The following is a 25,872-nucleotide window of genomic DNA, read 5'->3' as shown; positions in this document are numbered from 1 at the left end:
ATGGCCCGGTCGCTCTTATCGAGCGGCCGGGCTATTTGCGTAAACCGACCAGTCGGTTAGGTTGCCGGCATCCCCGGTGGAGTGAGCAGCCATGTCCGACCTTCGTGCCCGCGCGATCGCGCTTTACGACGCCTTCACCCACGAACATCGCGACCGGCGCGCGTTCATGGCCGATATGGTGGCACTGGCGGGGTCTGTCGCCGCTGCCGAAACGCTGATCGCGGGCATCGCCGCATCGCCCGCCGCCGCGCAACAGATCGCGCCGACCGATAGCCGGCTCGATACCGCCAAACGCAGCGGCACCGAGGCCGGCCAACCGGCCACCGCTTATTTCGCGGCGCTGAAGGGCATGAAGCAGCCGCTGCCGATCGTGCTGGTCATCCATGAAAATCGCGGGCTGAACGCGCATATTGAGGATGTCGCACGTCGCGTCGCACTGGCGGGCTTCCGTGCGATTGCGCCCGATTTTCTAGCACCACAGGGGGGCACCCCCGCCGATGAGGATCGCGCCCGCACCCTGATCGGGACGATCGATTACGACCTTGCGCTGGCGCAGGCCAAATCCTTCCTCGCAAAGGCACGCGGCCAGCGGGGCGGATCGCACGCCGGTGCGGTCGGCTTTTGCTGGGGTGGCGCGTTCGTCAACCGGCTGGCGGTGGCTGATCCGGCGCTGACCGCCGGGGTCAGCTATTACGGCCCGGCCCCCGATCCGGCCGAGGCGGCGAAGGTCCGCGCGGCGCTGATGCTGCAACTCGCCGAAAAGGATGCGCGGGTGAATGCGACCGCGCTTCCATGGGGAGAGGCGCTGCGCAAGGCGGGCAGGAACGCGACGACCCATGTCTATCCGGGCGTCGATCATGCGTTCAACAACGACACCTCGGCGATGCGCTACGACGCGGCGGCGGCGAAGCTGGCATGGGAGCGCACCACGGCGTTCCTGCATCACGAACTTGACGCGAAACGCGGATAAGTTCCATCTTTGTTCCAGGGCGAATCGCGGGGAAGATGCAGAATGACCGGACTGACGCTTTACACCAACCCGATGTCGCGTGGCCGGATCGCCCGCTGGATGCTGGAGGAGGTCGGTGCCAAGTATGATGTCGAGGTGCTCGGCTATGGCGGCTCGATGAAGGCCGATGCTTATCTCGCGCTGAACCCGATGGGTAAGGTGCCGGCGATCGTCCATGACGGTCGCGTCGTCACCGAATGTGCGGCGATCTGCGCCTATCTCGCCGACGCCTTTCCCGCCGCCGGCCTCACGCCGACGGCGGACGAACGCGCCGATTATTATCGCTGGATGTTCTTTGCCGCCGGGCCGCTGGAACAGGCGATCACCAACCGGTCGCTCGGGGTGACGCCGAGCGAGGATCAGCAGCGCATGGTCGGCTATGGCGATTACGACCGGGTCGTCGCGGTGCTGGAGCAGGCGGTGTCGGCGCACGACTATATCGCCGGCGACCGCTTCACCGCCGCCGATGTCTATGTCGGGTCGCACGTGATGTGGGGAACGCAGTTCGGGACGCTGCCGAAGCTGGACCCCTTCATGGCCTATCTGGCGCGGCTGGCGGACCGCCCGGCGCATCTGCGGGCGAGCCAGTTGGACGATGCGGCGGTGGCGGAGATGCAGGCGGCGGGGTGAGGGGCTTCGCCACCTTCCGTTCGCGCTGAGTAGGGGTTGAGCTTGTCGAAAGCCCGTATCGAAGCACCGCCCCAAACGCGGTCCTTCGATGCGCTGCTTCGACAGGCTCAGCGGCTAGTCGGGACGAACGAGCAGAATAGTCTCACCGTCGCACGTCGATCAGCCACACCTTGGGCTGGCCGGTCGGCTTCGGAGTCCCGTCCAGCCTGCGGGCGCGGAGGATGCGAACCGGGTCGAGGATCATCTGCCCCTTCATCGCATCCGATCCGCCGCCGGTCGGCTTGGCGAGGATGCGCTTGACCGTCGCCATGCCGCCGACCACCCGCCCGAAGGCGGCATAGCCGGGAAAGTCGCCTTTCGCATCCATGCTCGGCATCGCGCCGACCAGCAGCACGAAATTGCCGCCCGCCGAATTGGGTTCGGGCCGCCGCGCCATCGAGATCGCGCCGTCGACGTGTTTGACGCCGGTCCGGTCGGTCCGTTCGTGGGGGAAGGGCGGCAGGATGCGTCGCGCATCGGTGCGGATGCCGCCCTGCACGAAGCCCAGCGACGGGTCGGCCTTGCGCCGCGCCGACCGGTAGAAGATCGTGCCGTCGAACCGGCCATCATCGACATAGGCGAGGAAATTCCTCGACGTCGCGGGTGCCCGCTTCACGTCGAGCGCGACGATGATCGGCCCCGCCGATGTGTCGAACCGGACCCGGACATAACCGGGTGTCGCACGGGTGGCGGACTGGGCGGACGCGGGCACGGCGAAGGCCAGCAGGATCAGGGCAAGCAGGATACGCATCGCCGCTACCTAACGTCCCGAACCGTCCGGCGAAAGCGCGTCAACCTGCTTGGGTGGCGGCCGTCGGCTCTACGCTCTCGGTTCGTCCGGGTACATCGATCGGGGCGCGGTCGGTGCCGTGTCCGCCCGTTGCGGTGGCGGCACCGGATCTAGCGGTCGGAATCGCATCGGTCGCCGCGCGGACCGGTCGGCGCGGTGGCGGACGCTAACGGAACGGGCAGCGGGCTTTGACGTTGACCGGGAAATCCTGCTGGGAGAATGTCATGACCCGCTTCGCCGCCGCTGCCACCTTGCCCGTCCTTGCGCTGCTCGGCGCCTGCGGGGGGCAGGAGATCACGACGACCAACGACAACAATGTCGTGCTGAACGATGCCTATGCCAATGCCGCCTTCCGCAACGATGGCGAGGTCGGCAACGAGATGATCGCGATCAATCCGATGGAGACCGAAGCCAATTCGGTGACGACCGCGGGCGACGCGATGATGGGCAACACCCCCGACGCGATGAACGCGACGATGGGCAACAGCGCCAACTGATCGCGTCCGATCGACGGGCCTGTGGCGGGCGGCGGGGCAGCGGCCTCGCCGCCCGTTCGTACATGCGGCGGTCCGCCGCGTGCCATTGACCGACCGGGGTGCCGCCTATATAGGCCGCCCGTCCCGCTGGGTCGGCGTCGTAGCCGTCGCTGGCCTGCATGTGGGTTGAAAGAGCTGAACATTGCTGGAGACATCGGCCTCGTGGCGATTCGCACACGTGGCCTTTGCGCATTTCTGACAGGAACGGCTCCGGCAAAGTAACCGCAAGATAAGGTGAAGGGCTTCATGCCGACGATCAACCAGCTGGTCCGCAAGGGCCGCGAACCGCAGAAGGCCAAGTCGAAGGTCCCTGCGATGGACCAGAACCCGCAGAAGCGCGGTGTCTGCACCCGTGTCTACACGACGACCCCGAAGAAGCCGAACTCGGCTCTGCGCAAGGTGGCCAAGGTCCGCCTGACCAACCAGCGCGAAGTCATCAGCTACATTCCGGGTGAAGGCCACAACCTCCAGGAGCACTCGGTCGTGCTCATCCGCGGCGGTCGTGTGCGCGATCTTCCCGGCGTTCGCTACCACGTCCTGCGCGGCGTGCTCGATACGCAGGGTGTCAAGGATCGTCGCCAGTCGCGTTCGAAGTACGGCGCCAAGCGTCCGAAGTGATCCCGCGCCGCGCTGATCACCAGCGCGGCCAGAGGTCCATCTACCCCCAGTAAGCCCCCGACAGGTTCGGGAACCGGCTGAAGATTGAAGGAATATCTGATGGCTCGTCGTCGTCGTCCCGAAAAGCGGGAAATCCTGCCTGATCCCGTATACGGGGATGAGGTTCTGACCAAGTTCATGAATTCGGTGATGCTGGACGGCAAGAAGTCCGTCGCCGAAGGCATCGTCTATTCGGCCTTCGAAACCGTCGAGAGCCGCGCGAAGCGCGATCCGCTGGGCGTGTTCCACGATGCGTTGAACAACGTGAAGCCGAACATCGAAGTACGTTCGCGCCGCGTCGGCGGTGCGACCTATCAGGTCCCGGTCGAAGTCCGCTTCGAACGCGCCCAGGCACTGGCAATCCGCTGGCTGATCACCTCGGCCCGCAATCGCAGCGAGAACACCATGTCGGCGCGCCTGTCGGGCGAGCTGATGGACGCTGCCAACAACCGCGGCAACGCGGTGAAGAAGCGCGAAGACACGCACCGCATGGCGGAAGCGAACCGCGCCTTCTCGCACTACCGCTGGTAAGTCTCGGCGGTGGCTTTTCACCGCTGATGCAACCGACTATATCGTGGGGAGCGGGCGACATGCCTCGCTCCCCACATTGCTAAGGAAGCACGATCATGGCCCGCAGCCATCCGCTCGAACGGTATCGCAACATCGGCATCATGGCGCACATCGACGCCGGCAAGACGACCACCACCGAGCGTATTCTTTACTACACCGGCAAGTCCTACAAGATCGGCGAAGTGCACGAAGGCACCGCCACCATGGACTGGATGGAGCAGGAGCAGGAACGCGGCATCACCATCACCTCGGCGGCAACCACCTGCAAGTGGCGTGCGGAAGAGGGCAAGGGTGAAGAGCACCTGATCAACATCATCGACACGCCGGGCCACGTCGACTTCACCATCGAAGTCGAACGCTCGCTGCGCGTGCTCGACGGCGCGGTCGCCTGCTTCGACGGCGTTGCCGGCGTCGAGCCGCAGTCGGAAACCGTGTGGCGTCAGGCCGACAAGTACGGCGTGCCGCGCATGTGCTTCGTCAACAAGCTCGACCGCACCGGAGCCGACTTCTATTTCTGCGTCGATTCGATCATCGAACGTCTGGGCGCACGTCCGGCGGTCCTGTATCTCCCGATCGGTATCGAAGGCGGCTTCAAGGGTCTCGTCGACCTGGTCGAGAACCGCGCGATCATCTGGCTCGAAGAGTCGCTGGGCGCGAAGTTCGAATATCAGGACATCCCGGCCGACATGGCCGAGAAGGCCGCGAAGTATCGCAGCGAACTGATCGAAATGGCCGTCGAGCAGGACGACGACCTGATGGAAGCCTATCTCGAAGGCAATGAACCGTCGGTCGCCGATCTGAAGGCACTGATCCGCAAGGGCACGCTGGCGATGAGCTTCGTGCCGATCGTCTGCGGTTCGGCGTTCAAGAACAAGGGCGTGCAGCCGCTGCTCGACGCCGTTGTCGACTATCTGCCTTCGCCGCTGGACATTCCGGACGTGCAGGGTGTGAAGCTTGACGGCGAGACCCCGGATTCGCGTCCGCCGGCCGACGACGCGCCGATGTCGCTGCTCGCGTTCAAGATCATGAACGATCCGTTCGTCGGCACGCTGACCTTCGCCCGCATCTATTCGGGTACCCTCACCAAGGGCGGGTATCTGAACTCGGTGAAGGACAAAAAGGAAAAGATTGGCCGTATGCTCCTGATGCACGCGAACTCGCGTGAGGACATCGACGAAGCGCGTGCGGGCGACATCGTCGCGATCGCGGGTCTGAAGGAAACGACGACCGGCGATACGCTGTGCGACACGTCCAACCCGATCATCCTCGAGCGGATGGAGTTTCCGGAACCCGTCATCGAACTGTCGGTGGAACCGAAGACCAAGGCCGACCAGGAAAAGATGGGCATTGCGCTCAATCGTCTGGCTGCCGAGGATCCCTCGTTCCGCGTGTCGACCGATCACGAATCGGGCCAGACGATCATCAAGGGCATGGGTGAGCTTCACCTCGAAATCCTCGTCGATCGCATGAAGCGCGAGTTCAAGGTCGAGGCGAATGTCGGCGCACCGCAGGTGGCGTATCGCGAATATCTCGCCAAGCCGGTCGAACTGACCTACACCCACAAGAAGCAGTCGGGTGGTTCGGGCCAGTTCGGCGAAGTCAAGGTCAAGGTCATTCCGGGCGAGCGCGGCACGGGTTACCAGTTCTTCGACGAGATCAAGGGCGGCAACATCCCGCGCGAATATATCCCGTCGGTGGAAAAGGGTATGCGCGAGACGGCGCAGACCGGTTCGCTGATCGGCTTCCCGATCATCGACTTCGAAGTCCACCTGATCGACGGCAAGTACCACGACGTCGACTCGTCGGCACTGGCGTTCGAAATCTGCGCGCGTGGCGCGATGCGCGAAGCGGCCCAGAAGGCCGGCATCAAGCTGCTCGAGCCGATCATGAAGGTCGAGGTCGTTACCCCGGAAGATTATCTGGGCGACGTCATCGGCGACATGAACAGCCGTCGTGGCCAGATCCAGGGCACCGACAGCCGCGGCAATGCGCAGACCGTCGAAGCGATGGTCCCGCTCGCCAACATGTTCGGCTATGTGAACCAGCTCCGCTCGTTCACCCAGGGTCGCGCGCAATACTCGATGCAGTTCTCGCACTATGACGAAGTGCCGCAGAATGTTGCTGACGAAGTGAAGGCGAAGATGGCCTGAGGCGCACGGAGCTAAAGCTTGCTTAGCTCCGAGACGCCGAAAGGCCGGCCGGCGGGGCGGTCAGAAGACCGTCCCGACCGACGGCAAGGGATTTACTCCCTTGTCGGCTCCCCCGCACGGGGGCTGGCATTACGAAACAACACCCGCTAAAGGGCCGCGTTCGCGTGGCCCCGGCGGCACCGAATTCGAATCAGAAGGTAGGAAAATGGCTAAGGCAAAATTCGAGCGGAACAAGCCGCACCTCAACATCGGTACCATCGGTCACGTCGACCACGGCAAGACCTCGCTGACCGCCGCGATCACCAAGGTGCTGGCTGAAACGTCGGGCGGCGTCGCCGTCGACTTCGCCAACATCGACAAGGCTCCGGAAGAGCGCGAGCGCGGCATCACCATCTCGACCGCCCACGTCGAGTACGAAACCGCCGCCCGCCACTATGCGCACGTCGATTGCCCGGGTCACGCCGACTATGTGAAGAACATGATCACCGGTGCCGCGCAGATGGACGGCGCGATCCTCGTCGTGTCGGCCACCGACGGCCCGATGCCGCAGACCAAGGAGCACATCCTGCTCGCCAAGCAGGTCGGCGTTCCCACCATGGTCGTCTTCCTGAACAAGGTTGATCTGGTCGACGACGAGGAAATCCTCGAACTCGTCGAGATGGAAATCCGCGAAGAACTATCGAAGCGTGAATTCGACGGCGACAACATTCCGATCATCCGTGGTTCGGCCACCTGCGCGCTGTCGGGTTCGAACGACGTGTTCGGCAAGGAAGCGGTTCTCGCGCTGATGGCGGCGGTCGACGAGTCGATCCCGCAGCCGGAGCGTCCGCTGGACAAGCCGTTCATGATGCCGATCGAAGACGTGTTCTCGATCTCGGGTCGTGGTACCGTGGTCACTGGTCGCGTCGAAACCGGCATCGTCAAGGTCGGTGAAGAAGTCGAAATCGTTGGCATTCACGAATCGGTCCGCAAGACCGTCGTCACCGGCGTCGAAATGTTCCGCAAGCTGCTCGACCAGGGCCAGGCCGGCGACAACATCGGCGCGCTGATCCGCGGCGTTGCCCGTGACGAAGTCGAGCGTGGTCAGGTTCTGGCGAAGCCGGGCTCGATCACCCCGCACACCGACTTCCAGTCGTCGGTGTACGTGCTGTCGAAGGACGAGGGTGGCCGTCACACGCCGTTCTTCGCCAACTATCGTCCGCAGTTCTACTTCCGCACGACCGACGTGACCGGCACCATCGAACTGCCGGAAGGCACCGAAATGGTCATGCCGGGCGACGAAGTCGCGCTGGGCGTGAAGCTGATCGCACCGATCGCCATGGACGTCGGCCAGCGTTTCACCATCCGTGAAGGCGGTCGTACCGTCGGCGCAGGGGTTGTCAGCGGCATCGACAAGTAATATAGCGACTCGAACAGGCGGCGGTCCCCGGAGACGGGGGCCGCCGTTTGCTATTTAATGAGGGCACCCCGCTTTTTGGCCGGTGTTTCCACCAAGCCTTTTGTTAATCAAGAGCCGTCCCAACGGCCCGCTCTTTCGCATCGGTAGGACCATGGACAACAATATCCGTATTCGCCTGAAGGCGTTCGACCATCGCGTGCTCGACCAGGCGGCCGGCGATATCGCCGACACCGCGCGTCGCACCGGCGCCCTGATCCGTGGACCGATTCCGCTGCCCACGCACATCGACAAGTTCACGGTCAACCGCGGCCCGCACATCGACAAGAAGTCGCGCGAGCAGTTCGAGACCCGGACCTACAAGCGTCTGCTTGACATCGTGCAGCCGACCCCGCAGACCGTTGACGCGCTTATGAAGCTCGACCTCGCGGCAGGGGTGGACGTAGAGATCAAGCTGGCGTAATAGCCGGCTTCCGCGACGCAGGGTGATTCCGCCCTGTGTCGCGCTTTCGCTTCCCGCGTATGTGAAATGACACGCGCACGGTCGAAGCCGGGAAAGCAACCACAGGGATACCGAACGGCACGACGCTTCCGGGCAAATGCCGTTGTCCGCGTCCCCGCTATCGTCGATGCAACTCCCTCATGGAGCAATTCGGCGATGTCTGGCCCTGGCGGGGGCGTGCAGATCGCAAGGGCTGGGGCTTCGGAGGCGGGTGACCGCGCACCGGAGCCTTTTTCGTTAGGCAAGCTCGTCGTCAAGACGAGCCTCTGTTGGAGGAGTTGGTCATGCGTACTGGTGTGATCGCGAAGAAAATGGGTATGACCCGGCTGTTCCAGGACGATGGGCGCCACGTGCCCGTCACCGTCCTGCAGCTGGAAGACGTGCAGGTCGTCGCCCGTCGTGAACTGGATCGGGACGGGTACGTCGCGGTGCAGCTCGGTGCCGGCGTCGCCAAGGCGAAGAACGTCGCCAAGCCGCAGCGCGGCCATTTCGGCAAGGCCGAAGTGACCCCGAAGGCGCGCGTTGTCGAGTTCCGCGTGGCGGACGATGCGTTGCTCGATGTCGGTGCCACCATCGGCGCCGATCACTATGTTGCCGGCCAGCTGGTCGACGTTTCGGGCCGTACGCAGGGCAAGGGCTTTGCGGGTGCCATGAAGCGCTGGAACTTCGGCGGTCTGCGCGCGACGCACGGCGTGTCGGTGTCGCACCGTTCGCACGGTTCGACCGGTCAGCGTCAGGATCCGGGCAAGGTCTTCAAGAACAAGAAGATGGCCGGCCACATGGGCGACCGTAACCGCACGCAGCAGAATTTGCAGGTCGTGTCGACGGACGTCGAGCGCGGGCTGATCTTCATCAAGGGTTCGGTTCCCGGTCACAAGGGAAGCTGGCTGACGGTCAAGGACGCGGTGAAGGTCGCGCGCCATGCCGACGCTCCGTATCCCGCTGGTCTGAAGAGCGCCAACAGCAACGACGCCGCCGCATCGGCTGCGACCGACGGCCAGGAGGGCTGATCATGAAGGTCAAGGTACAGACCCTCGATGCCGTCGAAAACGGCGATATCGAGCTGAACGACGAGGTGTTCGGCCTCGATCCGCGTGCGGACATCCTGCACCGGGTCGTGACGTGGCAGCTCGAAAAGCGTCGCGGCACCGCCCGCGGCACCCGCGAGCGTGCAGACGTTGCCCGCACCGGCAAGAAGCTGGGTCGCCAGAAGGGCGGCGGTGTCGCCCGTCACGGTGATCGCCGCGCTCCGGTGTTCGTCGGCGGCGGTAAGGCGCACGGCGCCCGCGTCCGCGACTTCAACCCGGGGCTGAACAAGAAGGTTCGCGCGCTCGGTCTGAAGATGGCGCTGTCGAGCCATGCCAAGGCGGGTTCGCTGGTCATCCTCGACGGTCTGACCGTTGCGGACGGCAAGACGCAGGTCCTGCTCGGCAGCCTTGCCAAGCTGGGCTTCGGCAAGAAGTCGCTGGTGATCGATGGCGATGCCGTCGAAAACAGCTTCGCGCTGGCCGCTCGCAACCTGCGTCAGGTCAATGTCCTGCCCGCCGGTGGCGCGAACGTCTATGACATCCTGAAGCACGACACGCTGGTGCTCACCCGCGCCGCCGTCGAAAAGCTGGAGGCCCGCTTCAATGGCTAAGCAGCAACAGTCGGCTATCGACATCCGTCATTACGACGTGGTGCTTAGCCCCCACATCACCGAAAAGTCGACGATGCTCTCCGAGCATAACGCCGTCGTCTTCAAGGTCGCGAACAAGGCGTCGAAGCCGGAGATCAAGGCAGCGGTCGAAGCACTGTTCAACGTCACCGTCACCGGCGTGAACACGATCGTGACCAAGGGCAAGACCAAGAAGTGGAAGGGCGCGCCCTACACCCGGTCGGACTTCAAGAAGGCGATCGTGACCCTGGCCGACGGCCAGTCGATCGACATTACCGAGGGGGCCAAGTAACATGGCACTCAAGCAATATAATCCGACCACGCCGTCGCAGCGTGGCCTGGTCCTGATCGATCGTTCGGCCCTGTACAAGGGTCGTCCGGTCAAGGCGCTGACCGAAGGCAAGACCAAGTCGGGCGGCCGCAACAACAAGGGCCATGTGACCTCGCGCGGCATCGCCGGCGGTCACAAGCAGCGCTATCGCATCATCGACTTCAAGCGTCGGCTGTGGGATGTCGAAGGCACCGTGGAACGGATCGAATATGATCCCAACCGCACCGCGTTCATCGCGCTCGTCAACTATGGCGATACCGATGGCAAGGCCAACGTCGCCTACATCATCGCGCCGCAGCGTCTGAACGTCGGTGACAAGGTCGTCGCCGGCAAGAAGACCGACGTGAAGCCGGGCAACGCGATGGAACTGGGCCAGGTGCCGGTCGGTACGATCGTCCACAACGTCGAGATGAAGCCGGGCAAGGGCGGTCAGATCGCCCGTTCGGCCGGCACCTATGTGCAGGTCGTCGGTCGCGACAAGGGCATGGTCATCGTCCGTCTGAACTCGGGTGAGCAGCGCTACATCCACGCCGCCTGCATGGCGACGATCGGTGCGGTGTCGAACCCCGACAACCAGAACCAGAATCTGGGCAAGGCCGGTCGTAACCGCTGGCTCGGCAAGCGTCCGCTGACCCGCGGCGTCGCCAAGAACCCGGTCGACCACCCGCACGGCGGTGGTGAAGGCCGGACTTCGGGCGGTCGTCATCCGGTCACCCCGTGGGGCAAGCCGACCAAGGGCGCGCGCACGCGGCACAACAAGGCGACGGATAAGATGATCATCCGTAGCCGTCACGCGAAGAAGAAGGGCTAAGCGATGGCTCGTTCCGTATGGAAGGGTCCGTTCGTGGACCTCAATCTGCTGAAGAAGGCGGAAGTGGCGCAGGACGCCGGCACCCGTTCGGGTCCGATCAAGACCTGGTCGCGCCGTTCGACGATCCTGCCGCAGTTCGTTGGCCTGACGTTCAACGTTTATAACGGCCGCAAGTTCGTGCCGGTTTCGGTCAACGAGGACATGGTGGGCATGAAGCTCGGCGAATTCGCGCCGACGCGCTTCTTCCCCGGCCACGCCGCCGACAAGAAGGGCAAGCGCTGATGAGCAAGCAGGCAGCACCGCGCCGCGTCGGTGACAAGGAAGCTCTGGCGGTCGCGACTCAGGTCCGCGGCTCGGCCCAGAAGCTGAACCTCGTCGCCGCACTGATCCGCAACCGTCCGGTCGGCGATGCGATGAACATCCTCGCCTTCTCGAAGAAGGCGATGGCGATCGATGTCCGCAAGTGCCTCGCTTCGGCGATCGCGAATGCGGAAAACAACCACAACCTCGACGTTGACGCACTTGTCGTCAAGGAAGCCTCGGTCGGCAAGTCGATCACGATGAAGCGTTTCGCGACCCGTGGTCGCGGCAAGTCGACGCGCATCCTGAAGCCGTTCAGCCGCGTGCGCATCGTCGTGTCCGAGGTGGAGGAAGCGTAATGGGTCACAAATCCAATCCCATCGGTCTGCGTCTGCAGATCAACCGCACCTGGGACAGCCGTTGGTACGCCGAAGGCGCCGACTATGGCCGTCTGCTGCTGGAGGATCTGAAGATCCGCCAGTTCATCATGAAGGCGCTGCCGCAGGCGGCGATCTCCAAGGTGGTGATCGAGCGTCCGGCCAAGCTGTGCCGCATCTCGATCTTTGCAGCACGTCCCGGCGTGATCATCGGCAAGAAGGGCACCGACATTGAAAAGCTTCGCAAGAAGCTCGGTTCGATGACCTCGTCCGACGTGTCGCTGAACATCGTCGAGATCCGCAAGCCGGAAATCGACGCGAAGCTCGTCGCGCAGGGCATTGCCGATCAACTCGAGCGTCGTATCGCCTTCCGTCGCGCCATGAAGCGCGCGGTGCAGTCGGCGATGCGTCTGGGTGCCGACGGCATCCGCGTCGCTTGCGGCGGTCGTCTGGGCGGTGCGGAAATCGCCCGTTCGGAAGGCTATCGCGAAGGTCGCGTTCCGCTGCACACGCTGCGTGCCAACCTCGACTATGCCGAGGCACAGGCGCACACCGCGTATGGCGTCTGCGGCGTCAAGGTCTGGATCTTCAAGGGTGAGATCCTCGGCCATGACCCGATGGCGCAGGACCGGCTGATGATGGAGGCTCAGACCTCCGGCGTGCGCCCCGCGCGCGACGATCACCGCCGCTAAGGATAATTTGAGATGCTGCAACCAAAGCGCACCAAGTTCCGCAAGGCCTTCAAGGGCCGTATCCATGGCGATGCCAAGGGCGGTACGTCGCTGAACTTCGGGTCCTATGGCCTGAAGGCGATGGAGCCGGAGCGGATCACCGCCCGCCAGATCGAGGCGGCTCGCCGCGCGATCACGCGTCACATCAAGCGCCAGGGCCGCTTGTGGATCCGGATATTCCCGGATCTGCCGGTGTCGTCGAAGCCTGCCGAAGTCCGCATGGGCTCGGGCAAGGGTTCGCCCGAATTCTGGGTCGCCCGCGTCAAGCCGGGTCGCATCCTGTTCGAACTGGACGGCGTGCCCGGCCCGCTCGCCGCGGAGGCGTTCGAACGCGCCGCGATGAAGCTGCCGATCGCGGTCAAGGTCGTTGCCCGTCTGGGCGACACCTCGCACCTGGAGGGTTGAGAATGACGAAGGCAACCGATCTTCGCGCCAAGAGCGACGACCAGCTGGTCGATGAACTGTCGAGCCTGAAGCGTGAGGCGTTCAACCTCCGTTTCCAGGCGGCGACCAGCCAGCTGGAAAAGCCGACCCGCGTGAAGGAAGTCCGTCGCGACATCGCGCGGATCAAGACGCTGCAGGGCGAGCGTTCGCGCTCGTCCGACAAGTAAGGACGAGAGACATGCCGAAGCGCGTGCTGACCGGGATGATCGTCTCGGACAAGACCGACAAGACGGTGGTGGTCAAGGTAGAGCGGAAGGTCAAGCACCCCCTCTACGGCAAGATCATCCGCCGTTCGAAGAAGTATCATGCCCATGACGAGGGCAATGAATATCGCGAAGGCGAGACCGTGCGCATAGAAGAGACCGCGCCGATCTCGAAGCTGAAGACCTGGAAGGTGATCGAGCGGGTGAACACCCACGCGACGCCGGCGGAAGTCGCAGCCGAGGCGTAAGCCTTTGCACGGGGTGGGTGCCATCGGCTTCTCACCCCGACGCAATTCCGGGGTCAGATCCGGATATGACGGACATTCGCGGAAGGGCGCTTGCCTTTTCGCCATGGGGCGGTTATTGGGCCGCTCCCCCCGGCCCGGCGTGGTCCGCAGCCGGGGGTTCATTTTTCAAGGCGGGGTCCGGTCGGAATCGGCCCCATAGGGTAAGGAATCGCATCCATGATCCAGATGCAATCCAATCTCGACGTCGCTGACAACAGCGGCGCGAAGCGGGTGCAGTGCATCAAGGTGCTGGGCGGCTCGAAGCGCCGCACGGCCGGTGTCGGCGACGTCATCGTCGTCAGCATCAAGGAAGCCGCTCCGCGCGGCCGCGTGAAGAAGGGTGACGTGCACCGTGCCGTCATCGTTCGGACCGCCAAGGACATCCGTCGCACCGACGGTTCGGTGATCCGTTTCGACGGCAACGCCGCGGTGCTGGTCAACAAGAACGAGGAGCCGATCGGCACCCGTATCTTTGGCCCGGTGGTCCGCGAGCTGCGCTCGAAGGGCTTCATGAAGATCATCTCGCTCGCCCCAGAGGTGCTGTAATGGCTGCTGCGAAGATCAAGAAGGGCGACACCGTGATCGTCCTGTCGGGTAAGGACAAGGGCAAGACCGGTCAGGTCACCCAGTCGCTGCCCAAGGATGGCAAGGTCGTCGTGTCCGGCGTGAACATCGCCGTTCGCCACAAGAAGCCGAACCAGGCCGACCCGCAGGGTGGTCTGGTGCGTTCGGAAGCGCCGATGCACGTCAGCAAGGTCGCGCACGTCGTCGACGGCAAGCCGACCCGCGTGCGCTTCGAAGTGCGCGACGGCAAGAAGGTCCGGGTCGCCGTAAAGGGCGGGGAGGTCATCAATGGCTGATAAGTACACGCCGCGCATGAAGTCGATCTATGACGATCGCATCGTGAAGGCGATGACCGAGAAGTTCGGTTACAAGAACGTGATGGAAATCCCGCGCCTCGACAAGATCGTCCTGAACATGGGCGTTGGCGAAGCGACGCAGGACAAGAAGAAGGTCGAGCAGGCCAGCTCCGAAATGGAGCTGATCGCCGGCCAGAAGCCTGTCGTCACGAAGGCGAAGAAGTCGATCGCGCAGTTCAAGCTGCGTGAAGGCATGGCGATCGGCTGCAAGGTCACGCTGCGTCGCGAGCGGATGTACGAATTCCTCGATCGCTTCATCACCATCGCACTTCCTCGCGTTCGCGACTTTCGTGGGCTGAACCCGAAGTCGTTCGATGGCCGCGGCAACTATGCTTGCGGCATCAAGGAACAGATCGTGTTCCCCGAAATCAACTATGACCGCATCGACAAGGTGCGCGGCATGGATGTGATCGTGACCACCACCGCCAAGACCGACGAAGAGGCTCGCGAGCTTCTGCGTCTGTTCGGTTTCCCCTTCCCGCAGGAAGAGGGCGCCGAGGAAAAGAAGGCGGCATAACCAACCCGCTCCCCTTCGCCGGGGAGCGGTCTGTGCTTTAACGAAGAGAGCTTAAGTCCATGGCGAAACTGAGTTCCGTGAACAAGAACGAGCGCCGTCGTGCGCTCGTCAAGAAGTTCGCACCCAAATATGCGAAGCTGAAGGCGATCGCAGCCGACCAGTCGCTCGACGAGACCGAGCGTCTGATCGCGCGGCTGAAGATGGCCGAGATTCCCCGCAACGGGAATCCGACCCGCATCCGCAACCGTTGCGAGCTGACGGGTCGTCCCCGCGGCTATTATCGCAAGTTCCGTCTCGCCCGCGTCATGCTGCGTGAACTGGCCAATAAGGGCCTGATCCCCGGCGTCACGAAGTCGAGCTGGTAAGGAACACAGCAATGGCATTGACCGATCCCCTGGGTGACATGCTCACCCGCATCCGCAACGGCCAGCGCGCGCGCAAGGACTCCGTCCTGACGCCTGCCAGCAAGTTGCGGGCCCGTGTCCTCGACGTGCTTCAGCGCGAGGGCTATATCCGTGGCTACAGCGAAGAGCAGATGGGCCCCGCGGCCGGCATCCGCATCGAGCTGAAGTATTTCGAAGGCCAGCCGGCGATCAAACACGTCGCGCGCGTCTCGAAGCCTGGTCGTCGGGTCTATTCGGGTTCGCAGGAACTGCCGAAGGTCCGCAACGGCCTTGGCATCACCATCGTCTCGACGCCGCGTGGCGTTCTGTCCGACGCCGAAGCGCGCGAACAGAATGTCGGTGGCGAAGTGCTCGCGGAGGTCTTCTGATGAGCCGCATCGGTAAGAAGGCAGTCCCGGTTCCGGCCGGCGTCACCGCCAACATCGCAGGGCGCGAGCTGAGCGTCAAAGGTCCGAAGGGCACGCTCACGCTGCCGCTGGCCGATGACATCGCCTATGCCGTCGAAGGCGACACCATCTCGGTGCAGCCGGCGAACGAAACCAAGCGCGCTCGCGCGTTCTGGGGCATGCAGCGTACGCTCGTGCAGAACCTGATCACCGGCGTGACCACCGGCTTCACCAAGAAGCTGCTGATCACCGGCGTCGGCTATCGCGCCGCGGCCCAGGGCAGGAACCTGAAGCTGCAGCTCGGCTACAGCCACGACGTCAACATCGACGTGCCGGAAGGCATCGAGATCAAGACGCCCGATCAGACCACGATCGAAATCAGCGGGATCGACAAGCAGAAGGTCGGTCAGATCGCTGCCGAGATCCGTCGTTGGCGTAAGCCCGAGCCGTACAAGGGCAAGGGCATCAAGTACGACGGCGAGTTCATCTTCCGCAAGGAAGGGAAGAAGAAGTAATGACCAAGGGTCTCTCCCTCTTCGAGAAGCGCCGTCGGCGCAATCGCACCGCGCTGAAGGCGCGTTCGGGCGGCCGTGCGCGGCTGTCGATCCATCGTTCGGGCAAGCACATCTATGCCCAGGTCATCGACGATGCAGCCGGCCACACGGTCGCTGCCGCCTCGACCCTGGAAAAGGACGTGCGCAGTGCATCGGGCGCGAACATCGATGCCGCCAAGGGCGTCGGTACCCGCGTTGCGGAAGCGGCGAAGGCCGCCGGCGTGACGCAGGTCGTGTTCGACCGTGGCGGCTTCCTGTTCCACGGCCGCGTCAAGGCGCTGGCCGAGGCCGCCCGCGAAGCCGGATTGGAGTTCTAAGACATGGCTGACGAAAACAATCAGGCCGAAACCCCCGCCGCCGACGTGTCGGCAGCGCCGGGTGGCGAGCAGCCGCAGGGCCGTGGTCCCCGCGGCGGTCGCGGTCGCGGCGGTCCGGGTGGTCCCGGCGGCGGTGGTCGCGGTGGCCGTGACGGCAATCGTGGTGGTCGTCGCGACGACCGTCGTGGCGGTCCGGACGATGGTGGCGAAGAGCTGATCGAAAAGCTCGTGCACATCAACCGCGTGTCGAAGACCGTCAAGGGCGGCAAGCGCTTCGGTTTCGCCGCGCTCGTCGTCGTCGGCGACGGCAAGGGTCGCGTCGGTTTCGGGCATGGCAAGGCGCGCGAAGTGCCGGAAGCCATTTCGAAGGCGACCGCCGCTGCCAAGAAGGCCATGGTTCGCGTGCCGCTGAAGGACGGTCGCACGCTGCACCATGACGGCAACGGTCACTTCGGTGCCGGTCGCGTGACGCTGCGGTCGGCTCCGGCCGGTACCGGCATCATCGCGGGTGGTCCGATGCGCGCCATCTTCGAATCGCTCGGCGTTGCCGATGTCGTGACGAAGTCGGTAGGCACGTCGAACCCGTACAACATGATCCGTGCGACCTTCGAAGCCCTGAACGATCAGTCGTCGCCGAAGTCGGTGGCGCAGCGTCGCGGCAAGAAGATCGCCGACCTGCTGGGTCGTGGTGGATCGCAGACCGCCGAGGCTGATGCCGCGGCGATCGTGGAGTAACGAGCGATGGCAACCGTCAAGATCACCCAGACCGGGTCGCCGATCCGTCGGACCAAGGACCAGCGTGCAACGCTGATCGGTCTCGGCCTCAACAAGATGCACAAGACCGTGGAACTGACCGACACCCCCGAGGTGCGCGGCATGATCCGCAAGGTGCACCACATGGTATCGGTAGAGGGCTGAGGCCCTTCATCTTTACCGGTGACAAGCATGGGGAAGGGGGCTAAGCGGCCCCCTTCCTCTTTTATCAAGCGCGAACATAGCGAAAGCGAGTGCACATATGAAACTCAACGAAATCCGCGACAATGACGGCGCCCGCAAGAGCAAGATGCGCGTCGGACGCGGCATCGGCTCGGGCAAGGGCAAGACCGCTGGTCGCGGCCAGAAGGGCCAGAAGAGCCGTGAAGGCGTCTCGATCGCCGGGTTCGAGGGCGGTCAGATGCCGCTTCACATGCGGATCCCGAAGCGCGGCTTCAACAACATCTTCGCCAAGGACTATGCCGAAGTGAACCTCGGCGCGATCCAGAAGGCGATCGACGCCGGCAAGATCGAAGCCGGTGCGGCGCTCGATCACGCGGCGCTGAAGGCAGCCAACCTCGCCCGTGGTGGCAAGGACGGGGTCCGTCTGCTCGGCAAGGGCGAACTGACCGCCAAGCTGACCTTCACCGTCGCCGGTGCGTCGAAGTCGGCGATCGAAGCGGTCGAAAAGGTCGGTGGTTCGGTGTCGGTCATCGAAGTCGTGCCCGCGCACGAAAAGGCCGCTGCCAAGAAGGGCAAGACGCTCGCTGCCAAGAAGGCCGCGCACGCGTAACGTTCCCACCTGTTCGGTTCGACCAGCTTCGAGCATAGTCGAGAAGCGACCGTCGAGAACTCCCGCCTGGGAAAATGCGTTCTCGATACACGCTCTCGACAAGCTCGATCGCTACTCGAACCGAACGGGATGAACCAAAAGGGGTAGGGTAAACCACCCCTTAGACATCCCGGCTGCAACCCCTATATGGTCGCCCGGGGGGTGGGCTCATGGCCCGCCAGCATCATTCGGGACATTTCCATGGCAGCCGCATCAGACGGTCTTGCGACCAATCTCAATCTATCGAAATTCGGTAAGGCGACCGAGCTTAAGAAGCGCTTGTGGTTTACGCTCGGGGCGCTGATCGTGTTCCGCATGTTGAGCTATGTGCCGCTGCCGGGCATCGACCCGACGCAGCTGGGCCTGCTCGCCAACCAGACGCAGGGCGGCGTCCTCGACTTCTTCAACACCTTTTCCGGCGGTGCGCTGACGCGCATGTCGGTCGTCGCGCTGGGCGTCATGCCCTACATCACCGCGTCGATCGTCGTGCAGCTCGCGACGTCGCTCAGCCCGCAGCTCGCCGCCATCAAGAAGGAAGGCGAGTCGGGCCGCAAGAAGCTCAACCAATATACCCGCTACGGCACGGTCGCGCTGACCGCGATCCAGGGCTATACAATCGCGGTCGGTCTCGAAGCGTTCGGCGCATCGGCCGGCGCGCAGGCGGTGATCGAGCCGGGGATGGCCTTCCGCATCGCGGCGGTCATCTCGCTGATCGGCGGCACGATGTTCCTGATGTGGCTGGGCGAGCAGATCACCAGCCGCGGCATCGGCAACGGCATCTCGCTCATTATCATGGCCGGCATCGTCGCGCATCTGCCGACGACGCTGTTGCAGCTGTTCGAGGGCAGCCGTTCGGGCACGATGAACCCGCTGACGCTGATCGGCATCATCGCGGCCGTCGCTGGCCTCGTCCTGTTCATCTGTTTCATGGAGCGTGCCCAGCGCCGCATCCTGATCCAGTACCCCAAGCGTCAGACGGCGCGCGGCGTACAGGCCGATCGCAGCCACCTGCCGCTCAAGATCAACACCGCCGGCGTCATCCCGCCGATCTTCGCGTCGTCGCTACTGCTGATGCCGGTGACGATCACCCAGTTCGCCGGACAGGCGACGGCGGGGGAGAGCCGGTGGGGCGATTTCATCATCACCCTGAACCAATATCTGGCGCATGGTCAGCCGCTCTACATGCTGCTGTACGGCGCGGGCATCGTATTCTTCTCGTTCTTCTACACCGCGATCGTCTTCAATCCAGAAGAGACCGCCGACAATCTGAAGCGCTATGGCGGGTTCATTCCCGGCATCCGCCCGGGCAAGAATACCGAGAATTACTTCGACTATGTGCTGACCCGCATCACGGTCATCGGCGCGGCCTATCTGGTCATCATCTGCCTGTTGCCGGAATATTTGGTGTCGGCGCTGTCGATTCCCTTTTATCTCGGCGGCACCAGCCTGCTCATCGTGGTCAACGTCACGATGGACACGGTAACGCAGATCCAGTCGCATTTGCTGGCGCACCAGTATGGCGACCTGATCAAGAAGGCGAAGCTGAAGGGTGGACGCCTGCGCGGGTAAGCGCATTACGGATGCATCAGGGTTAAGTGGGGGCAGCTATGGACATCATCCTTCTCGGACCGCCGGGGGCGGGCAAGGGCACCCAGGCCGCGCGGCTCGAAACGGCGCGCGGCATGGTGCAGCTGTCGACCGGCGACATGCTGCGGGCAGCGGTCAAGGCGGGTAGTCCGGTCGGGTTGCAGGCCAAGGCGGTGATGGATGCCGGCGAACTGGTGTCCGACGCGATCGTATCGGCGCTGATCGGCGAACGGCTCGATCAGCTGGGCGATCAGGGCGCGATCTTCGACGGTTATCCACGCACCGCGGCCCAGGCCGACGCGCTCGATCTGCTGCTCGAACATCGCGGGCGCAAGCTGACCCACGTGATCGAGCTGGTCGTCGACGAGGACGCACTGGTCGAACGGATCGTCGGCCGCTTCACCTGCGGTAATTGCGGTGCGGGCTATCACGACCGCTTCAAGCAGCCGGCCGTGGCCGGCGTATGCGATGTTTGCGGCGCCACCGACTTCAAGCGTCGTCCCGACGACAATGAAGCGACGGTGCGGACCCGCATGGTCGAATATCGTGCGAAGACTGCGCCGATCCTGCCGCTTTATGATTCGCGCGGGATCGTTCACCGTGTCGACGGCATGGCGGACATGGACGACGTCACGGTACAGATCGCGTCAATCCTCGACGCCTGACGGGGCGGGCGTTGGTACGTGCTTTTTTGATGGTTCTCTATCCTCACCCCGGCATTCGTCGGGGTGACGTGTTTCGGGGGCTGGCGAAATCGTGATGGCCCCAGCGGATGGCATCGCGCGCCGGTTCCGCAGCGCACGTCCTACCCGATTTTTGGTTCCGTTGGGCGGTTGACACCATGGGAATCGGTCCGTATCAGCGCTCTACCCCGACATACTGGTTTACGGTGACGCTTCCGTGCGTTCGCCGCGATCATGCGTGAAGGGGCGCAACGCTACGAGATGGAGGGTCGCTGCCATGCGACACTCCGTGGAGCTGGGAGAATTTAATTCATGGCACGTATCGCGGGTGTTAATATCCCGACCAACAAGCGCGTGATCATCGCGCTGCAGTATATCCACGGCATCGGTCCGGCGAAGGCCAAGCAGCTGACCGATCAGCTCGGTATCGCTTCGGAACGCCGCGTGCAGGATCTGAGCGATCAGGAAGTGCTCCAGATCCGTGAGGCGATCGACGCCAGCCACACCGTGGAAGGCGATCTGCGTCGTCAGACCGCGATGAACATCAAGCGTCTGATGGATCTGGCCTGCTATCGTGGCCTGCGTCACCGCAAGGGCCTGCCGGTCCGCGGTCAGCGCACGCACACCAACGCGCGCACCCGCAAGGGCAAGGCGAAGCCGATCGCGGGTAAGAAGAAGTAAAAAACAGTCCGGGGGACTGTTTTTAACTTCTTCTCCGTCGGGGACATGTTCGAGGCTGACCGCCTCCCGATCTCCGTACCACGCACGATATACAGGTCAGGATTTCCAACAATGGCACGTGAACCGCAGCGCATTCGCCGTCGCGAGCGCAAGAATATCACCGCCGGCGTCGCGCATGTGAACGCCAGTTTCAACAACACCATGATCACGATCACCGACGCGCAGGGCAATGCGATCTCGTGGTCGTCGGCCGGCGCGATGGGCTTCAAGGGCTCGCGCAAGTCGACCCCGTACGCCGCGCAGGTCGCCGCCGAGGACGCCGGTCGCAAGGCTGCCGACCACGGCGTGCGCACGCTCGAAGTCGAAGTGAAGGGTCCGGGTTCGGGTCGTGAATCGGCCCTTCGCGCGCTGCAGGCGGTCGGTTTCCAGATCACGTCGATCCGCGACGTGACCTCGATCCCGCACAACGGCGTCCGTCCGTCGAAGCGTCGCCGCGTCTGATCCGTGCCTGCCGCCTCGCCGGGTTCGTCCGGCGGGGCCGTTCTTTCATGGCGCGGACCCGTCCTTTCCGCGCCGCCAAGCTAGGGGAAGCCCGTGTCCGTCAACGCTAAGAACTGGCAGGAACTCAAGAAGCCGAGCGGCCTCGAGAAGAAGCCGGGCGGCGATCCCAAGCGCCGTTCGACCTTTGTCGCGGAGCCGCTGGAGCGTGGGTTCGGCCTGACGCTCGGCAACGCGCTGCGTCGCGTGTTGCTGTCGTCGCTGCAGGGCGCCGCCGTAACCTCGATCAAGATCGAGAATGTCCTTCACGAATTCTCCAGCCTTGCCGGCGTCCGCGAGGACGTGACCGACATGGTGCTGAACGTGAAGCAGATCGCGCTGCGGATGCAGGGCGAAGGCCCGAAGCGCCTCCAGCTGTCCGTCACCGGCCCGGCCGAAGTGAAGGCCGGCGACATCGCCGTCACCGGCGATATCGAGGTGATGAACCCCGATCTGGTGCTGTGCCATCTCGACGATGGTGCGACGCTCAACATGGAACTGACCGCGGACGTCGGTAAGGGCTATGTGCCTGCCGCCGGCAACCGTCCGGCCGATGCGCCGATCGGTCTGATTCCGGTCGACGCGCTGTATTCGCCGGTCCGTCAGGTCAGCTACAAGGTCGAGAACACCCGCGTCGGGCAGGAACTCGATTACGACAAGCTGACGCTGACCGTCGAAACCGACGGCACCGTGACCCCGGAAGACGCGCTGGCCTATGCCGGTCGCATCCTTCAGGACCAGCTGGCGCTGTTCGTCCACTTCGACGACTCGGCACTGCCGCGCGCCGCCGCTGTCGGCACGCAGGTGGCAGCACCGGCGAGCGAAGGTCAGGGCGATACCGCGCAGATCAACCGCTACCTGCTCAAGAAGGTCGACGAGCTCGAACTGTCGGTTCGTTCGGCCAACTGCCTTAAGAACGACAACATCATCTATATCGGCGATCTGGTCCAGAAGACCGAAGCCGAGATGCTGCGCACCCCGAATTTCGGCCGCAAGTCGCTGAACGAAATCAAGGAAGTGCTGTCGTCGATGGGCCTTCGCCTCGGCATGGACATCCCCGGATGGCCGCCGGAGAACATCGAAGAGATGGCGAAGAAGCTCGAGCAGGAAATTATGGGCTGATTTTGCACCGGGGCAGGCGAGCCTGCCCCGGAGACAGAACCAGCCCGGCCGGCGGCCTTTCAGGCCGTCCGACGACACGGGCTTCGCCCGTGTCCGACGTGGCAAACGAATACGCGGCAAGTGTGACTTTTGTGACCTTTGCCGCGAAGAGGCGAACCGGTGGCGGCCTCCAACAGCCACCTGCTCTGGGGATTCCGTGACACGGCCCCTTAACGAACGAAGGAAATATCCATGCGTCATCGCGTCGGCGGCCGTAAGCTGCAGCGTACCTCGGCCCATCGTATTGCGCTGTTCCGCAACATGTCGGCCGCGCTCATCAAGCATGAGCAGATCACCACCACCGTCGCCAAGGCGAAGGAACTGCGTCCCTACGTCGAAAAGCTGATCACGCTGGCGAAGAAGGGCGGCCTGTCGAACCGTCGTCTGGCCCATGCCCGGCTGCTCGACGATGCGCAGCTGACTAAGCTGTTCGACGTGCTGGCGACCCGCTATGCCGATCGCAACGGCGGCTATACCCGCATCATCAAGGCCGGCATCCGCGCGTCGGACGCCTCGCCGATGGCGATCATCGAATTCGTCGACCGCGACGTGTCGGCCAAGGGCCAGGATTCGGGTCCGGTCATGAACGACGAGGATTTCGACGAAGCCGCCTGATCGGCTTTCGATCGAATGACAGCGAAGGGCGGTCGTATTTCGGTACGGCCGCCCTTTTCCGTTGGGACGTTCCCGGGGTTGCGTGGGGAGCGGCAGGGCCTATCGTGGTCGGTAACACCGGATACCGGTCCGGCCGCCTGTCCATGGAGCAACGATGTACCGCCATGCCCTTGTCGCGATTGCCTGCTTGATGACCAGCACGACCGCCCTTGCCCAGAGCATCGCCTATCCGCAGACCCGCACCGTCGATCAGGTCGACGAGCAGTTCGGGGTGAAGGTCGCCGATCCCTATCGCTGGCTGGAAAACGACGTTCGCAACGACCCCGAGGTCGCCGCATGGGTCGCGGCGGAGAACAAGGTCACCGACGCCTATCTGGCGACGCTGCCCGGCCGCAACATCTTAAAGCAGCGGCTGACCCGGTTGTTCGATTACGAACGCTTCGGTGTGCCGAACCGCGAAGGTGGCCGCTATTTCTACAGCCGCAATTCGGGGTTGCAGAACCAGTCGGTGCTGTACGTCCGCGACAGTGTGAACGGGCTAGGGCGGGTGCTGATCGACCCCAATGGCTGGTCGAAGGACGGCGCGACGGCGCTGGCCGAATGGGCCCCGTCGAAGGACGGCAAGCGGCTGCTCTATTCGATCCAGGACGGCGGCAGCGACTGGCGCAAGCTGCGCGTGCTCGACGTGGATACGGGCAAGACGCTCGACGACCAGATCGACTGGGTCAAATACGGCCTGACCGCGTCATGGGTGAAGGATGGATCTGGCTTTTATTATGCCCGCTTCCCGACCCCGGAAAAGGGGCAGGAGTTCCAGAGCCAGAACCTGAACGCGCAGGTCTATTTCCACAAGCTAGGCACGCCGCAGACTGCCGACCGGCTGATCTACGAGCGCCCCGATCAGCCGCGCTTCACCTTCTATCCCGGCATCACCGACGATGGCCGCTGGCTGATCATCTCGACCAGCGGCCCCGGCGACCATACCGAAATCGCGGTCCTCGACCTGACCAAGCCGAACGACACGCCGCGGACGATCGTCAACATCGACAATGTCGACTGGTCGTCGATCGGGTCGAAGGACAGCACCCTGTACCTGACCACGACGCAGGGCGCGCCGCGCCTGCGCATCGTGACGCTCGACATGGCTGCGGTGAATCCGGCACCGAAGGAAGTGGTCGCCGAGGACAAGGCCGTGCTGAACGGCGCGTCGCTGGTGGGCGGCCGGATCATGGCCGCCTATCTGGTCGATGCGAAGACCGAGGTGAAGCGCTTCACGCTCGACGGCAAACCCGATGGCAGCATTGCGCTGCCCGGCATCGGCACGGTCGGCGGCGTCGGTGGCGAACTCGACAACAACGAAGGCTTCTTCGCCTTTTCGAGCTTCGCGACGCCGACGACGATCTATCGCTACGACGTCGCGACCCGCGCGGTGACCCCTTGGGCCAGTCCGAAGGTAGCGTTCGATCCCGCGCAGTACGACGTCCGCCAACGCTTCTACGCATCGAAGGACGGGACGAAGGTTCCGATGTTCATCGTAAGGCGCAAGGACGTGAAGGGTCCGGCACCGACGCTGCTCTATGCCTATGGCGGGTTCAACGTGCCGATCCTGCCGGGCTTCTCTGCCGGGCGTATCGCATGGCTGGAACAGGGCGGCGTGCTCGCCGTCGCCAATATCCGCGGCGGCAGCGAATATGGCAAGGAATGGCATGACGGCGGCAAGCTGCTGAACAAGCAGAATGTCTTCGACGATTTCATCGGCGCGGGCGAAGACCTGATCGCGCAAGGGATCACGTCGAAGGGGCAGCTGGCGATCCAGGGCGGATCGAATGGCGGCCTGCTGGTCGGTGCCGTCGTCAACCAGCGGCCCGATCTGTTCGCGGCGGCGCTGCCGGCGGTCGGCGTGATGGACATGCTGCGCTTCGACCGCTTCACCGCCGGGCGCTACTGGGTCGACGATTACGGCGTGCCCGTCAAGGAAGCCGATTTCCGCAACCTGCTGGGCTATTCGCCCTATCACAATGTGAAGGCCGGCGTGACCTATCCGGCGATCCTCGCGACCACCGCCGACACCGACGACCGCGTGGTGCCCGGCCATACCTTCAAATACACCGCGATGATCCAGTCGAAGGACATCGGTCCGAAGCCGCATCTGGTGCGGATCGAGACCCGCGCCGGCCATGGTTCGGGCAAGCCGACCGACAAGGTGATCGAGGAAACCGCCGATCTGTGGGCGTTCATCGCCAAGTGGACCGGCATGCAGGTGAAGCCGATCGGGTAAGGTTCACGCGAAGGCGCGAAGGCGCAAAGAGAAGAAGAGTGGTTCGCGCGGAGGCGCGGAGACGCGGAGGGGTTGCGGTCGTGGAACCTCTCCGCCGCGCCAGCGGCCTTCAACTCATTGGCAGGGGGCGAAGGCGTCTACCGATCGCAGAACGATCGCCAGATCCGCAACCTCTCTGCGCCTCCGCGCCTCTGCGCGAAAACTCCCTTCTTCTTCTCTTCGCGTCT

General features: G+C 63.8%; 36 protein-coding genes. 35 read left to right on the top strand and 1 reads right to left on the bottom strand.

What is annotated here, in order from left to right; genetic code table 11:
- The first annotated feature begins 91 nt into the window (after positions 1-91).
- Entirely contained in the window at positions 92-970 is an 879-nt protein-coding gene (locus ASE90_RS03850; RefSeq protein ID WP_055996136.1) for a dienelactone hydrolase family protein, read from the top strand.
- Positions 971-1,012: 42 nt separating this feature from the next.
- Positions 1,013-1,639, top strand: a complete 627-nt coding sequence (locus ASE90_RS03845; RefSeq protein ID WP_055996133.1) for a glutathione S-transferase family protein — start codon at positions 1,013-1,015, stop codon at positions 1,637-1,639.
- 142 nt (positions 1,640-1,781) lie between these two features.
- Here the strand turns inward: ASE90_RS03845 and ASE90_RS03840 are convergent, their stop codons facing one another.
- On the bottom strand, positions 1,782-2,429 hold the full coding sequence (locus ASE90_RS03840) for a peptidylprolyl isomerase (RefSeq protein WP_055996130.1): 648 nt from the start codon (positions 2,427-2,429) through the stop codon (positions 1,782-1,784).
- A 263-nt stretch (positions 2,430-2,692) separates the two neighbouring features.
- Between ASE90_RS03840 and ASE90_RS03835 the strand changes: the two genes are divergently transcribed.
- From ASE90_RS03835 to ASE90_RS03675, 33 genes are all read left to right on the top strand, one after another.
- Positions 2,693-2,965 carry a hypothetical protein gene (locus ASE90_RS03835; protein ID WP_055996127.1) on the top strand — a complete coding sequence of 91 codons (273 nt, stop codon included), beginning with the start codon at positions 2,693-2,695 and terminating at the stop codon, positions 2,963-2,965.
- A gap of 285 nt (positions 2,966-3,250) precedes the next feature.
- Positions 3,251-3,622: a 30S ribosomal protein S12 gene (rpsL, locus tag ASE90_RS03830; RefSeq protein ID WP_055757399.1), complete on the top strand. Its 372-nt coding sequence runs from the start codon at positions 3,251-3,253 to the stop codon at positions 3,620-3,622.
- Positions 3,623-3,721: 99 nt separating this feature from the next.
- On the top strand, positions 3,722-4,192 hold the full coding sequence (gene rpsG, locus ASE90_RS03825) for a 30S ribosomal protein S7 (RefSeq protein WP_055997235.1): 471 nt from the start codon (positions 3,722-3,724) through the stop codon (positions 4,190-4,192).
- A 95-nt stretch (positions 4,193-4,287) separates the two neighbouring features.
- The gene (fusA, locus tag ASE90_RS03820; protein ID WP_055996124.1) at positions 4,288-6,381 is read left to right on the top strand and encodes an elongation factor G; all 2,094 of its coding nucleotides are present in this window, start codon (positions 4,288-4,290) and stop codon (positions 6,379-6,381) included.
- A gap of 205 nt (positions 6,382-6,586) precedes the next feature.
- Positions 6,587-7,780 (top strand): elongation factor Tu, encoded by a 1,194-nt coding sequence (gene tuf, locus ASE90_RS03815; protein WP_055756924.1) that lies wholly within the window; start codon positions 6,587-6,589, stop codon positions 7,778-7,780.
- Positions 7,781-7,931: 151 nt separating this feature from the next.
- Positions 7,932-8,240 (top strand): 30S ribosomal protein S10, encoded by a 309-nt coding sequence (gene rpsJ / locus ASE90_RS03810; protein ID WP_033921125.1) that lies wholly within the window; start codon positions 7,932-7,934, stop codon positions 8,238-8,240.
- 323 nt (positions 8,241-8,563) lie between these two features.
- Positions 8,564-9,289: a 50S ribosomal protein L3 gene (gene rplC / locus ASE90_RS03805; protein ID WP_055996122.1), complete on the top strand. Its 726-nt coding sequence runs from the start codon at positions 8,564-8,566 to the stop codon at positions 9,287-9,289.
- A 2-nt stretch (positions 9,290-9,291) separates the two neighbouring features.
- On the top strand, positions 9,292-9,918 hold the full coding sequence (gene rplD, locus ASE90_RS03800; protein WP_055996119.1) for a 50S ribosomal protein L4: 627 nt from the start codon (positions 9,292-9,294) through the stop codon (positions 9,916-9,918).
- Complete coding sequence (locus ASE90_RS03795; protein ID WP_055996116.1) at positions 9,911-10,228, top strand: 50S ribosomal protein L23; 318 nt, start codon at positions 9,911-9,913, stop codon at positions 10,226-10,228. The genes rplD and ASE90_RS03795 overlap by 8 nt, the downstream gene beginning before the upstream one ends.
- Position 10,229: 1 nt before the next feature.
- Entirely contained in the window at positions 10,230-11,078 is an 849-nt protein-coding gene (rplB, locus tag ASE90_RS03790; protein WP_055996113.1) for a 50S ribosomal protein L2, read from the top strand.
- Between the two features lie 3 nt (positions 11,079-11,081).
- The gene (gene rpsS / locus ASE90_RS03785; protein ID WP_055996110.1) at positions 11,082-11,360 is read left to right on the top strand and encodes a 30S ribosomal protein S19; all 279 of its coding nucleotides are present in this window, start codon (positions 11,082-11,084) and stop codon (positions 11,358-11,360) included.
- Entirely contained in the window at positions 11,360-11,737 is a 378-nt protein-coding gene (gene rplV, locus ASE90_RS03780; protein WP_055996106.1) for a 50S ribosomal protein L22, read from the top strand. The genes rpsS and rplV overlap by 1 nt, the downstream gene beginning before the upstream one ends.
- Positions 11,737-12,447: a 30S ribosomal protein S3 gene (gene rpsC / locus ASE90_RS03775; protein WP_055996103.1), complete on the top strand. Its 711-nt coding sequence runs from the start codon at positions 11,737-11,739 to the stop codon at positions 12,445-12,447. Before rplV ends, rpsC begins: the two co-directional genes overlap by 1 nt.
- Positions 12,448-12,459: 12 nt before the next feature.
- The gene (gene rplP, locus ASE90_RS03770; RefSeq protein WP_055756910.1) at positions 12,460-12,891 is read left to right on the top strand and encodes a 50S ribosomal protein L16; all 432 of its coding nucleotides are present in this window, start codon (positions 12,460-12,462) and stop codon (positions 12,889-12,891) included.
- 2 nt (positions 12,892-12,893) lie between these two features.
- Positions 12,894-13,097, top strand: a complete 204-nt coding sequence (gene rpmC / locus ASE90_RS03765) for a 50S ribosomal protein L29 (protein ID WP_055996100.1) — start codon at positions 12,894-12,896, stop codon at positions 13,095-13,097.
- Between the two features lie 11 nt (positions 13,098-13,108).
- Positions 13,109-13,381 (top strand): 30S ribosomal protein S17, encoded by a 273-nt coding sequence (rpsQ, locus tag ASE90_RS03760; RefSeq protein ID WP_055763313.1) that lies wholly within the window; start codon positions 13,109-13,111, stop codon positions 13,379-13,381.
- A 216-nt stretch (positions 13,382-13,597) separates the two neighbouring features.
- Complete coding sequence (gene rplN / locus ASE90_RS03755; RefSeq protein WP_055996097.1) at positions 13,598-13,966, top strand: 50S ribosomal protein L14; 369 nt, start codon at positions 13,598-13,600, stop codon at positions 13,964-13,966.
- Positions 13,966-14,280 (top strand): 50S ribosomal protein L24, encoded by a 315-nt coding sequence (gene rplX, locus ASE90_RS03750; protein WP_055996094.1) that lies wholly within the window; start codon positions 13,966-13,968, stop codon positions 14,278-14,280. Before rplN ends, rplX begins: the two co-directional genes overlap by 1 nt.
- Complete coding sequence (gene rplE, locus ASE90_RS03745; protein WP_055996091.1) at positions 14,273-14,857, top strand: 50S ribosomal protein L5; 585 nt, start codon at positions 14,273-14,275, stop codon at positions 14,855-14,857. The genes rplX and rplE overlap by 8 nt, the downstream gene beginning before the upstream one ends.
- A 59-nt stretch (positions 14,858-14,916) precedes the next feature.
- On the top strand, positions 14,917-15,222 hold the full coding sequence (gene rpsN / locus ASE90_RS03740; protein WP_055756896.1) for a 30S ribosomal protein S14: 306 nt from the start codon (positions 14,917-14,919) through the stop codon (positions 15,220-15,222).
- 11 nt (positions 15,223-15,233) lie between these two features.
- The gene (gene rpsH, locus ASE90_RS03735) at positions 15,234-15,629 is read left to right on the top strand and encodes a 30S ribosomal protein S8 (RefSeq protein ID WP_033921102.1); all 396 of its coding nucleotides are present in this window, start codon (positions 15,234-15,236) and stop codon (positions 15,627-15,629) included.
- Positions 15,629-16,162 (top strand): 50S ribosomal protein L6, encoded by a 534-nt coding sequence (rplF, locus tag ASE90_RS03730; protein WP_055996088.1) that lies wholly within the window; start codon positions 15,629-15,631, stop codon positions 16,160-16,162. Before rpsH ends, rplF begins: the two co-directional genes overlap by 1 nt.
- Positions 16,162-16,518 carry a 50S ribosomal protein L18 gene (gene rplR, locus ASE90_RS03725; RefSeq protein WP_055996084.1) on the top strand — a complete coding sequence of 119 codons (357 nt, stop codon included), beginning with the start codon at positions 16,162-16,164 and terminating at the stop codon, positions 16,516-16,518. The genes rplF and rplR overlap by 1 nt, the downstream gene beginning before the upstream one ends.
- Positions 16,519-16,521: 3 nt before the next feature.
- Positions 16,522-17,253: a 30S ribosomal protein S5 gene (gene rpsE / locus ASE90_RS03720; RefSeq protein ID WP_082438708.1), complete on the top strand. Its 732-nt coding sequence runs from the start codon at positions 16,522-16,524 to the stop codon at positions 17,251-17,253.
- A 6-nt stretch (positions 17,254-17,259) separates the two neighbouring features.
- The gene (rpmD, locus tag ASE90_RS03715) at positions 17,260-17,436 is read left to right on the top strand and encodes a 50S ribosomal protein L30 (protein WP_055996081.1); all 177 of its coding nucleotides are present in this window, start codon (positions 17,260-17,262) and stop codon (positions 17,434-17,436) included.
- A 97-nt stretch (positions 17,437-17,533) separates the two neighbouring features.
- On the top strand, positions 17,534-18,064 hold the full coding sequence (gene rplO, locus ASE90_RS03710; protein WP_055996078.1) for a 50S ribosomal protein L15: 531 nt from the start codon (positions 17,534-17,536) through the stop codon (positions 18,062-18,064).
- 240 nt (positions 18,065-18,304) lie between these two features.
- Positions 18,305-19,672 carry a preprotein translocase subunit SecY gene (secY, locus tag ASE90_RS03705; RefSeq protein WP_055996075.1) on the top strand — a complete coding sequence of 456 codons (1,368 nt, stop codon included), beginning with the start codon at positions 18,305-18,307 and terminating at the stop codon, positions 19,670-19,672.
- A 38-nt stretch (positions 19,673-19,710) separates the two neighbouring features.
- Positions 19,711-20,355, top strand: a complete 645-nt coding sequence (locus ASE90_RS03700) for an adenylate kinase (RefSeq protein ID WP_055996072.1) — start codon at positions 19,711-19,713, stop codon at positions 20,353-20,355.
- Between the two features lie 330 nt (positions 20,356-20,685).
- On the top strand, positions 20,686-21,054 hold the full coding sequence (gene rpsM, locus ASE90_RS03695; protein ID WP_055996068.1) for a 30S ribosomal protein S13: 369 nt from the start codon (positions 20,686-20,688) through the stop codon (positions 21,052-21,054).
- A 111-nt stretch (positions 21,055-21,165) separates the two neighbouring features.
- Positions 21,166-21,555 carry a 30S ribosomal protein S11 gene (gene rpsK / locus ASE90_RS03690; RefSeq protein ID WP_055996065.1) on the top strand — a complete coding sequence of 130 codons (390 nt, stop codon included), beginning with the start codon at positions 21,166-21,168 and terminating at the stop codon, positions 21,553-21,555.
- 93 nt (positions 21,556-21,648) lie between these two features.
- A complete protein-coding gene (locus ASE90_RS03685) occupies positions 21,649-22,713 on the top strand; it encodes a DNA-directed RNA polymerase subunit alpha (RefSeq protein WP_055996062.1) in 1,065 nt (354 codons plus the stop codon).
- A 231-nt stretch (positions 22,714-22,944) separates the two neighbouring features.
- Positions 22,945-23,367: a 50S ribosomal protein L17 gene (gene rplQ, locus ASE90_RS03680; protein ID WP_055996059.1), complete on the top strand. Its 423-nt coding sequence runs from the start codon at positions 22,945-22,947 to the stop codon at positions 23,365-23,367.
- 190 nt (positions 23,368-23,557) lie between these two features.
- Positions 23,558-25,645, top strand: a complete 2,088-nt coding sequence (locus ASE90_RS03675; RefSeq protein ID WP_235531638.1) for a prolyl oligopeptidase family serine peptidase — start codon at positions 23,558-23,560, stop codon at positions 25,643-25,645.
- Positions 25,646-25,872: the final 227 nt, after the last annotated feature.

Source organism: Sphingomonas sp. Leaf67, assembly GCF_001421965.1.
Classification (GTDB): Bacteria; Pseudomonadota; Alphaproteobacteria; order Sphingomonadales; family Sphingomonadaceae; genus Sphingomonas.
The sequence above is the reverse complement of the archived record's forward strand: the minus strand, read 5'-3'. Positions and strand labels throughout refer to the sequence as shown.

Bases quoted from the DNA above. Each gene is read 5' to 3' on its own strand.
- rplO (WP_055996078.1), top strand. From the start codon at position 17,534: ATGAAACTCAACGAAATCCGCGACAATGACGGCGCCCGCAAGAGCAAG.
- rpsH (WP_033921102.1), top strand. From the start codon at position 15,234: ATGGCATTGACCGATCCCCTGGGTGACATGCTCACCCGCATCCGCAAC.
- rpmC (WP_055996100.1), top strand. From the start codon at position 12,894: ATGACGAAGGCAACCGATCTTCGCGCCAAGAGCGACGACCAGCTGGTC.
- rpsN (WP_055756896.1), top strand. From the start codon at position 14,917: ATGGCGAAACTGAGTTCCGTGAACAAGAACGAGCGCCGTCGTGCGCTC.
- rpsE (WP_082438708.1), top strand. From the start codon at position 16,522: ATGGCTGACGAAAACAATCAGGCCGAAACCCCCGCCGCCGACGTGTCG.
- rpsJ (WP_033921125.1), top strand. From the start codon at position 7,932: ATGGACAACAATATCCGTATTCGCCTGAAGGCGTTCGACCATCGCGTG.
- ASE90_RS03840 (WP_055996130.1), bottom strand. From the start codon at position 2,429: ATGCGTATCCTGCTTGCCCTGATCCTGCTGGCCTTCGCCGTGCCCGCG.
- ASE90_RS03675 (WP_235531638.1), top strand. From the start codon at position 23,558: ATGACCAGCACGACCGCCCTTGCCCAGAGCATCGCCTATCCGCAGACC.
- ASE90_RS03700 (WP_055996072.1), top strand. From the start codon at position 19,711: ATGGACATCATCCTTCTCGGACCGCCGGGGGCGGGCAAGGGCACCCAG.
- secY (WP_055996075.1), top strand. From the start codon at position 18,305: ATGGCAGCCGCATCAGACGGTCTTGCGACCAATCTCAATCTATCGAAA.
- rplB (WP_055996113.1), top strand. From the start codon at position 10,230: ATGGCACTCAAGCAATATAATCCGACCACGCCGTCGCAGCGTGGCCTG.
- rpmD (WP_055996081.1), top strand. From the start codon at position 17,260: ATGGCAACCGTCAAGATCACCCAGACCGGGTCGCCGATCCGTCGGACC.
- rpsS (WP_055996110.1), top strand. From the start codon at position 11,082: ATGGCTCGTTCCGTATGGAAGGGTCCGTTCGTGGACCTCAATCTGCTG.
- rplC (WP_055996122.1), top strand. From the start codon at position 8,564: ATGCGTACTGGTGTGATCGCGAAGAAAATGGGTATGACCCGGCTGTTC.
- rpsK (WP_055996065.1), top strand. From the start codon at position 21,166: ATGGCACGTGAACCGCAGCGCATTCGCCGTCGCGAGCGCAAGAATATC.
- rpsG (WP_055997235.1), top strand. From the start codon at position 3,722: ATGGCTCGTCGTCGTCGTCCCGAAAAGCGGGAAATCCTGCCTGATCCC.
- rplE (WP_055996091.1), top strand. From the start codon at position 14,273: ATGGCTGATAAGTACACGCCGCGCATGAAGTCGATCTATGACGATCGC.
- rpsC (WP_055996103.1), top strand. From the start codon at position 11,737: ATGGGTCACAAATCCAATCCCATCGGTCTGCGTCTGCAGATCAACCGC.
- rplD (WP_055996119.1), top strand. From the start codon at position 9,292: ATGAAGGTCAAGGTACAGACCCTCGATGCCGTCGAAAACGGCGATATC.
- rplR (WP_055996084.1), top strand. From the start codon at position 16,162: ATGACCAAGGGTCTCTCCCTCTTCGAGAAGCGCCGTCGGCGCAATCGC.
- fusA (WP_055996124.1), top strand. From the start codon at position 4,288: ATGGCCCGCAGCCATCCGCTCGAACGGTATCGCAACATCGGCATCATG.
- rplP (WP_055756910.1), top strand. From the start codon at position 12,460: ATGCTGCAACCAAAGCGCACCAAGTTCCGCAAGGCCTTCAAGGGCCGT.
- ASE90_RS03795 (WP_055996116.1), top strand. From the start codon at position 9,911: ATGGCTAAGCAGCAACAGTCGGCTATCGACATCCGTCATTACGACGTG.
- rplV (WP_055996106.1), top strand. From the start codon at position 11,360: ATGAGCAAGCAGGCAGCACCGCGCCGCGTCGGTGACAAGGAAGCTCTG.
- rplF (WP_055996088.1), top strand. From the start codon at position 15,629: ATGAGCCGCATCGGTAAGAAGGCAGTCCCGGTTCCGGCCGGCGTCACC.
- ASE90_RS03845 (WP_055996133.1), top strand. From the start codon at position 1,013: ATGACCGGACTGACGCTTTACACCAACCCGATGTCGCGTGGCCGGATC.
- rpsM (WP_055996068.1), top strand. From the start codon at position 20,686: ATGGCACGTATCGCGGGTGTTAATATCCCGACCAACAAGCGCGTGATC.
- rplQ (WP_055996059.1), top strand. From the start codon at position 22,945: ATGCGTCATCGCGTCGGCGGCCGTAAGCTGCAGCGTACCTCGGCCCAT.
- ASE90_RS03850 (WP_055996136.1), top strand. From the start codon at position 92: ATGTCCGACCTTCGTGCCCGCGCGATCGCGCTTTACGACGCCTTCACC.
- rpsQ (WP_055763313.1), top strand. From the start codon at position 13,109: ATGCCGAAGCGCGTGCTGACCGGGATGATCGTCTCGGACAAGACCGAC.
- rplN (WP_055996097.1), top strand. From the start codon at position 13,598: ATGATCCAGATGCAATCCAATCTCGACGTCGCTGACAACAGCGGCGCG.
- rpsL (WP_055757399.1), top strand. From the start codon at position 3,251: ATGCCGACGATCAACCAGCTGGTCCGCAAGGGCCGCGAACCGCAGAAG.
- ASE90_RS03835 (WP_055996127.1), top strand. From the start codon at position 2,693: ATGACCCGCTTCGCCGCCGCTGCCACCTTGCCCGTCCTTGCGCTGCTC.
- tuf (WP_055756924.1), top strand. From the start codon at position 6,587: ATGGCTAAGGCAAAATTCGAGCGGAACAAGCCGCACCTCAACATCGGT.
- rplX (WP_055996094.1), top strand. From the start codon at position 13,966: ATGGCTGCTGCGAAGATCAAGAAGGGCGACACCGTGATCGTCCTGTCG.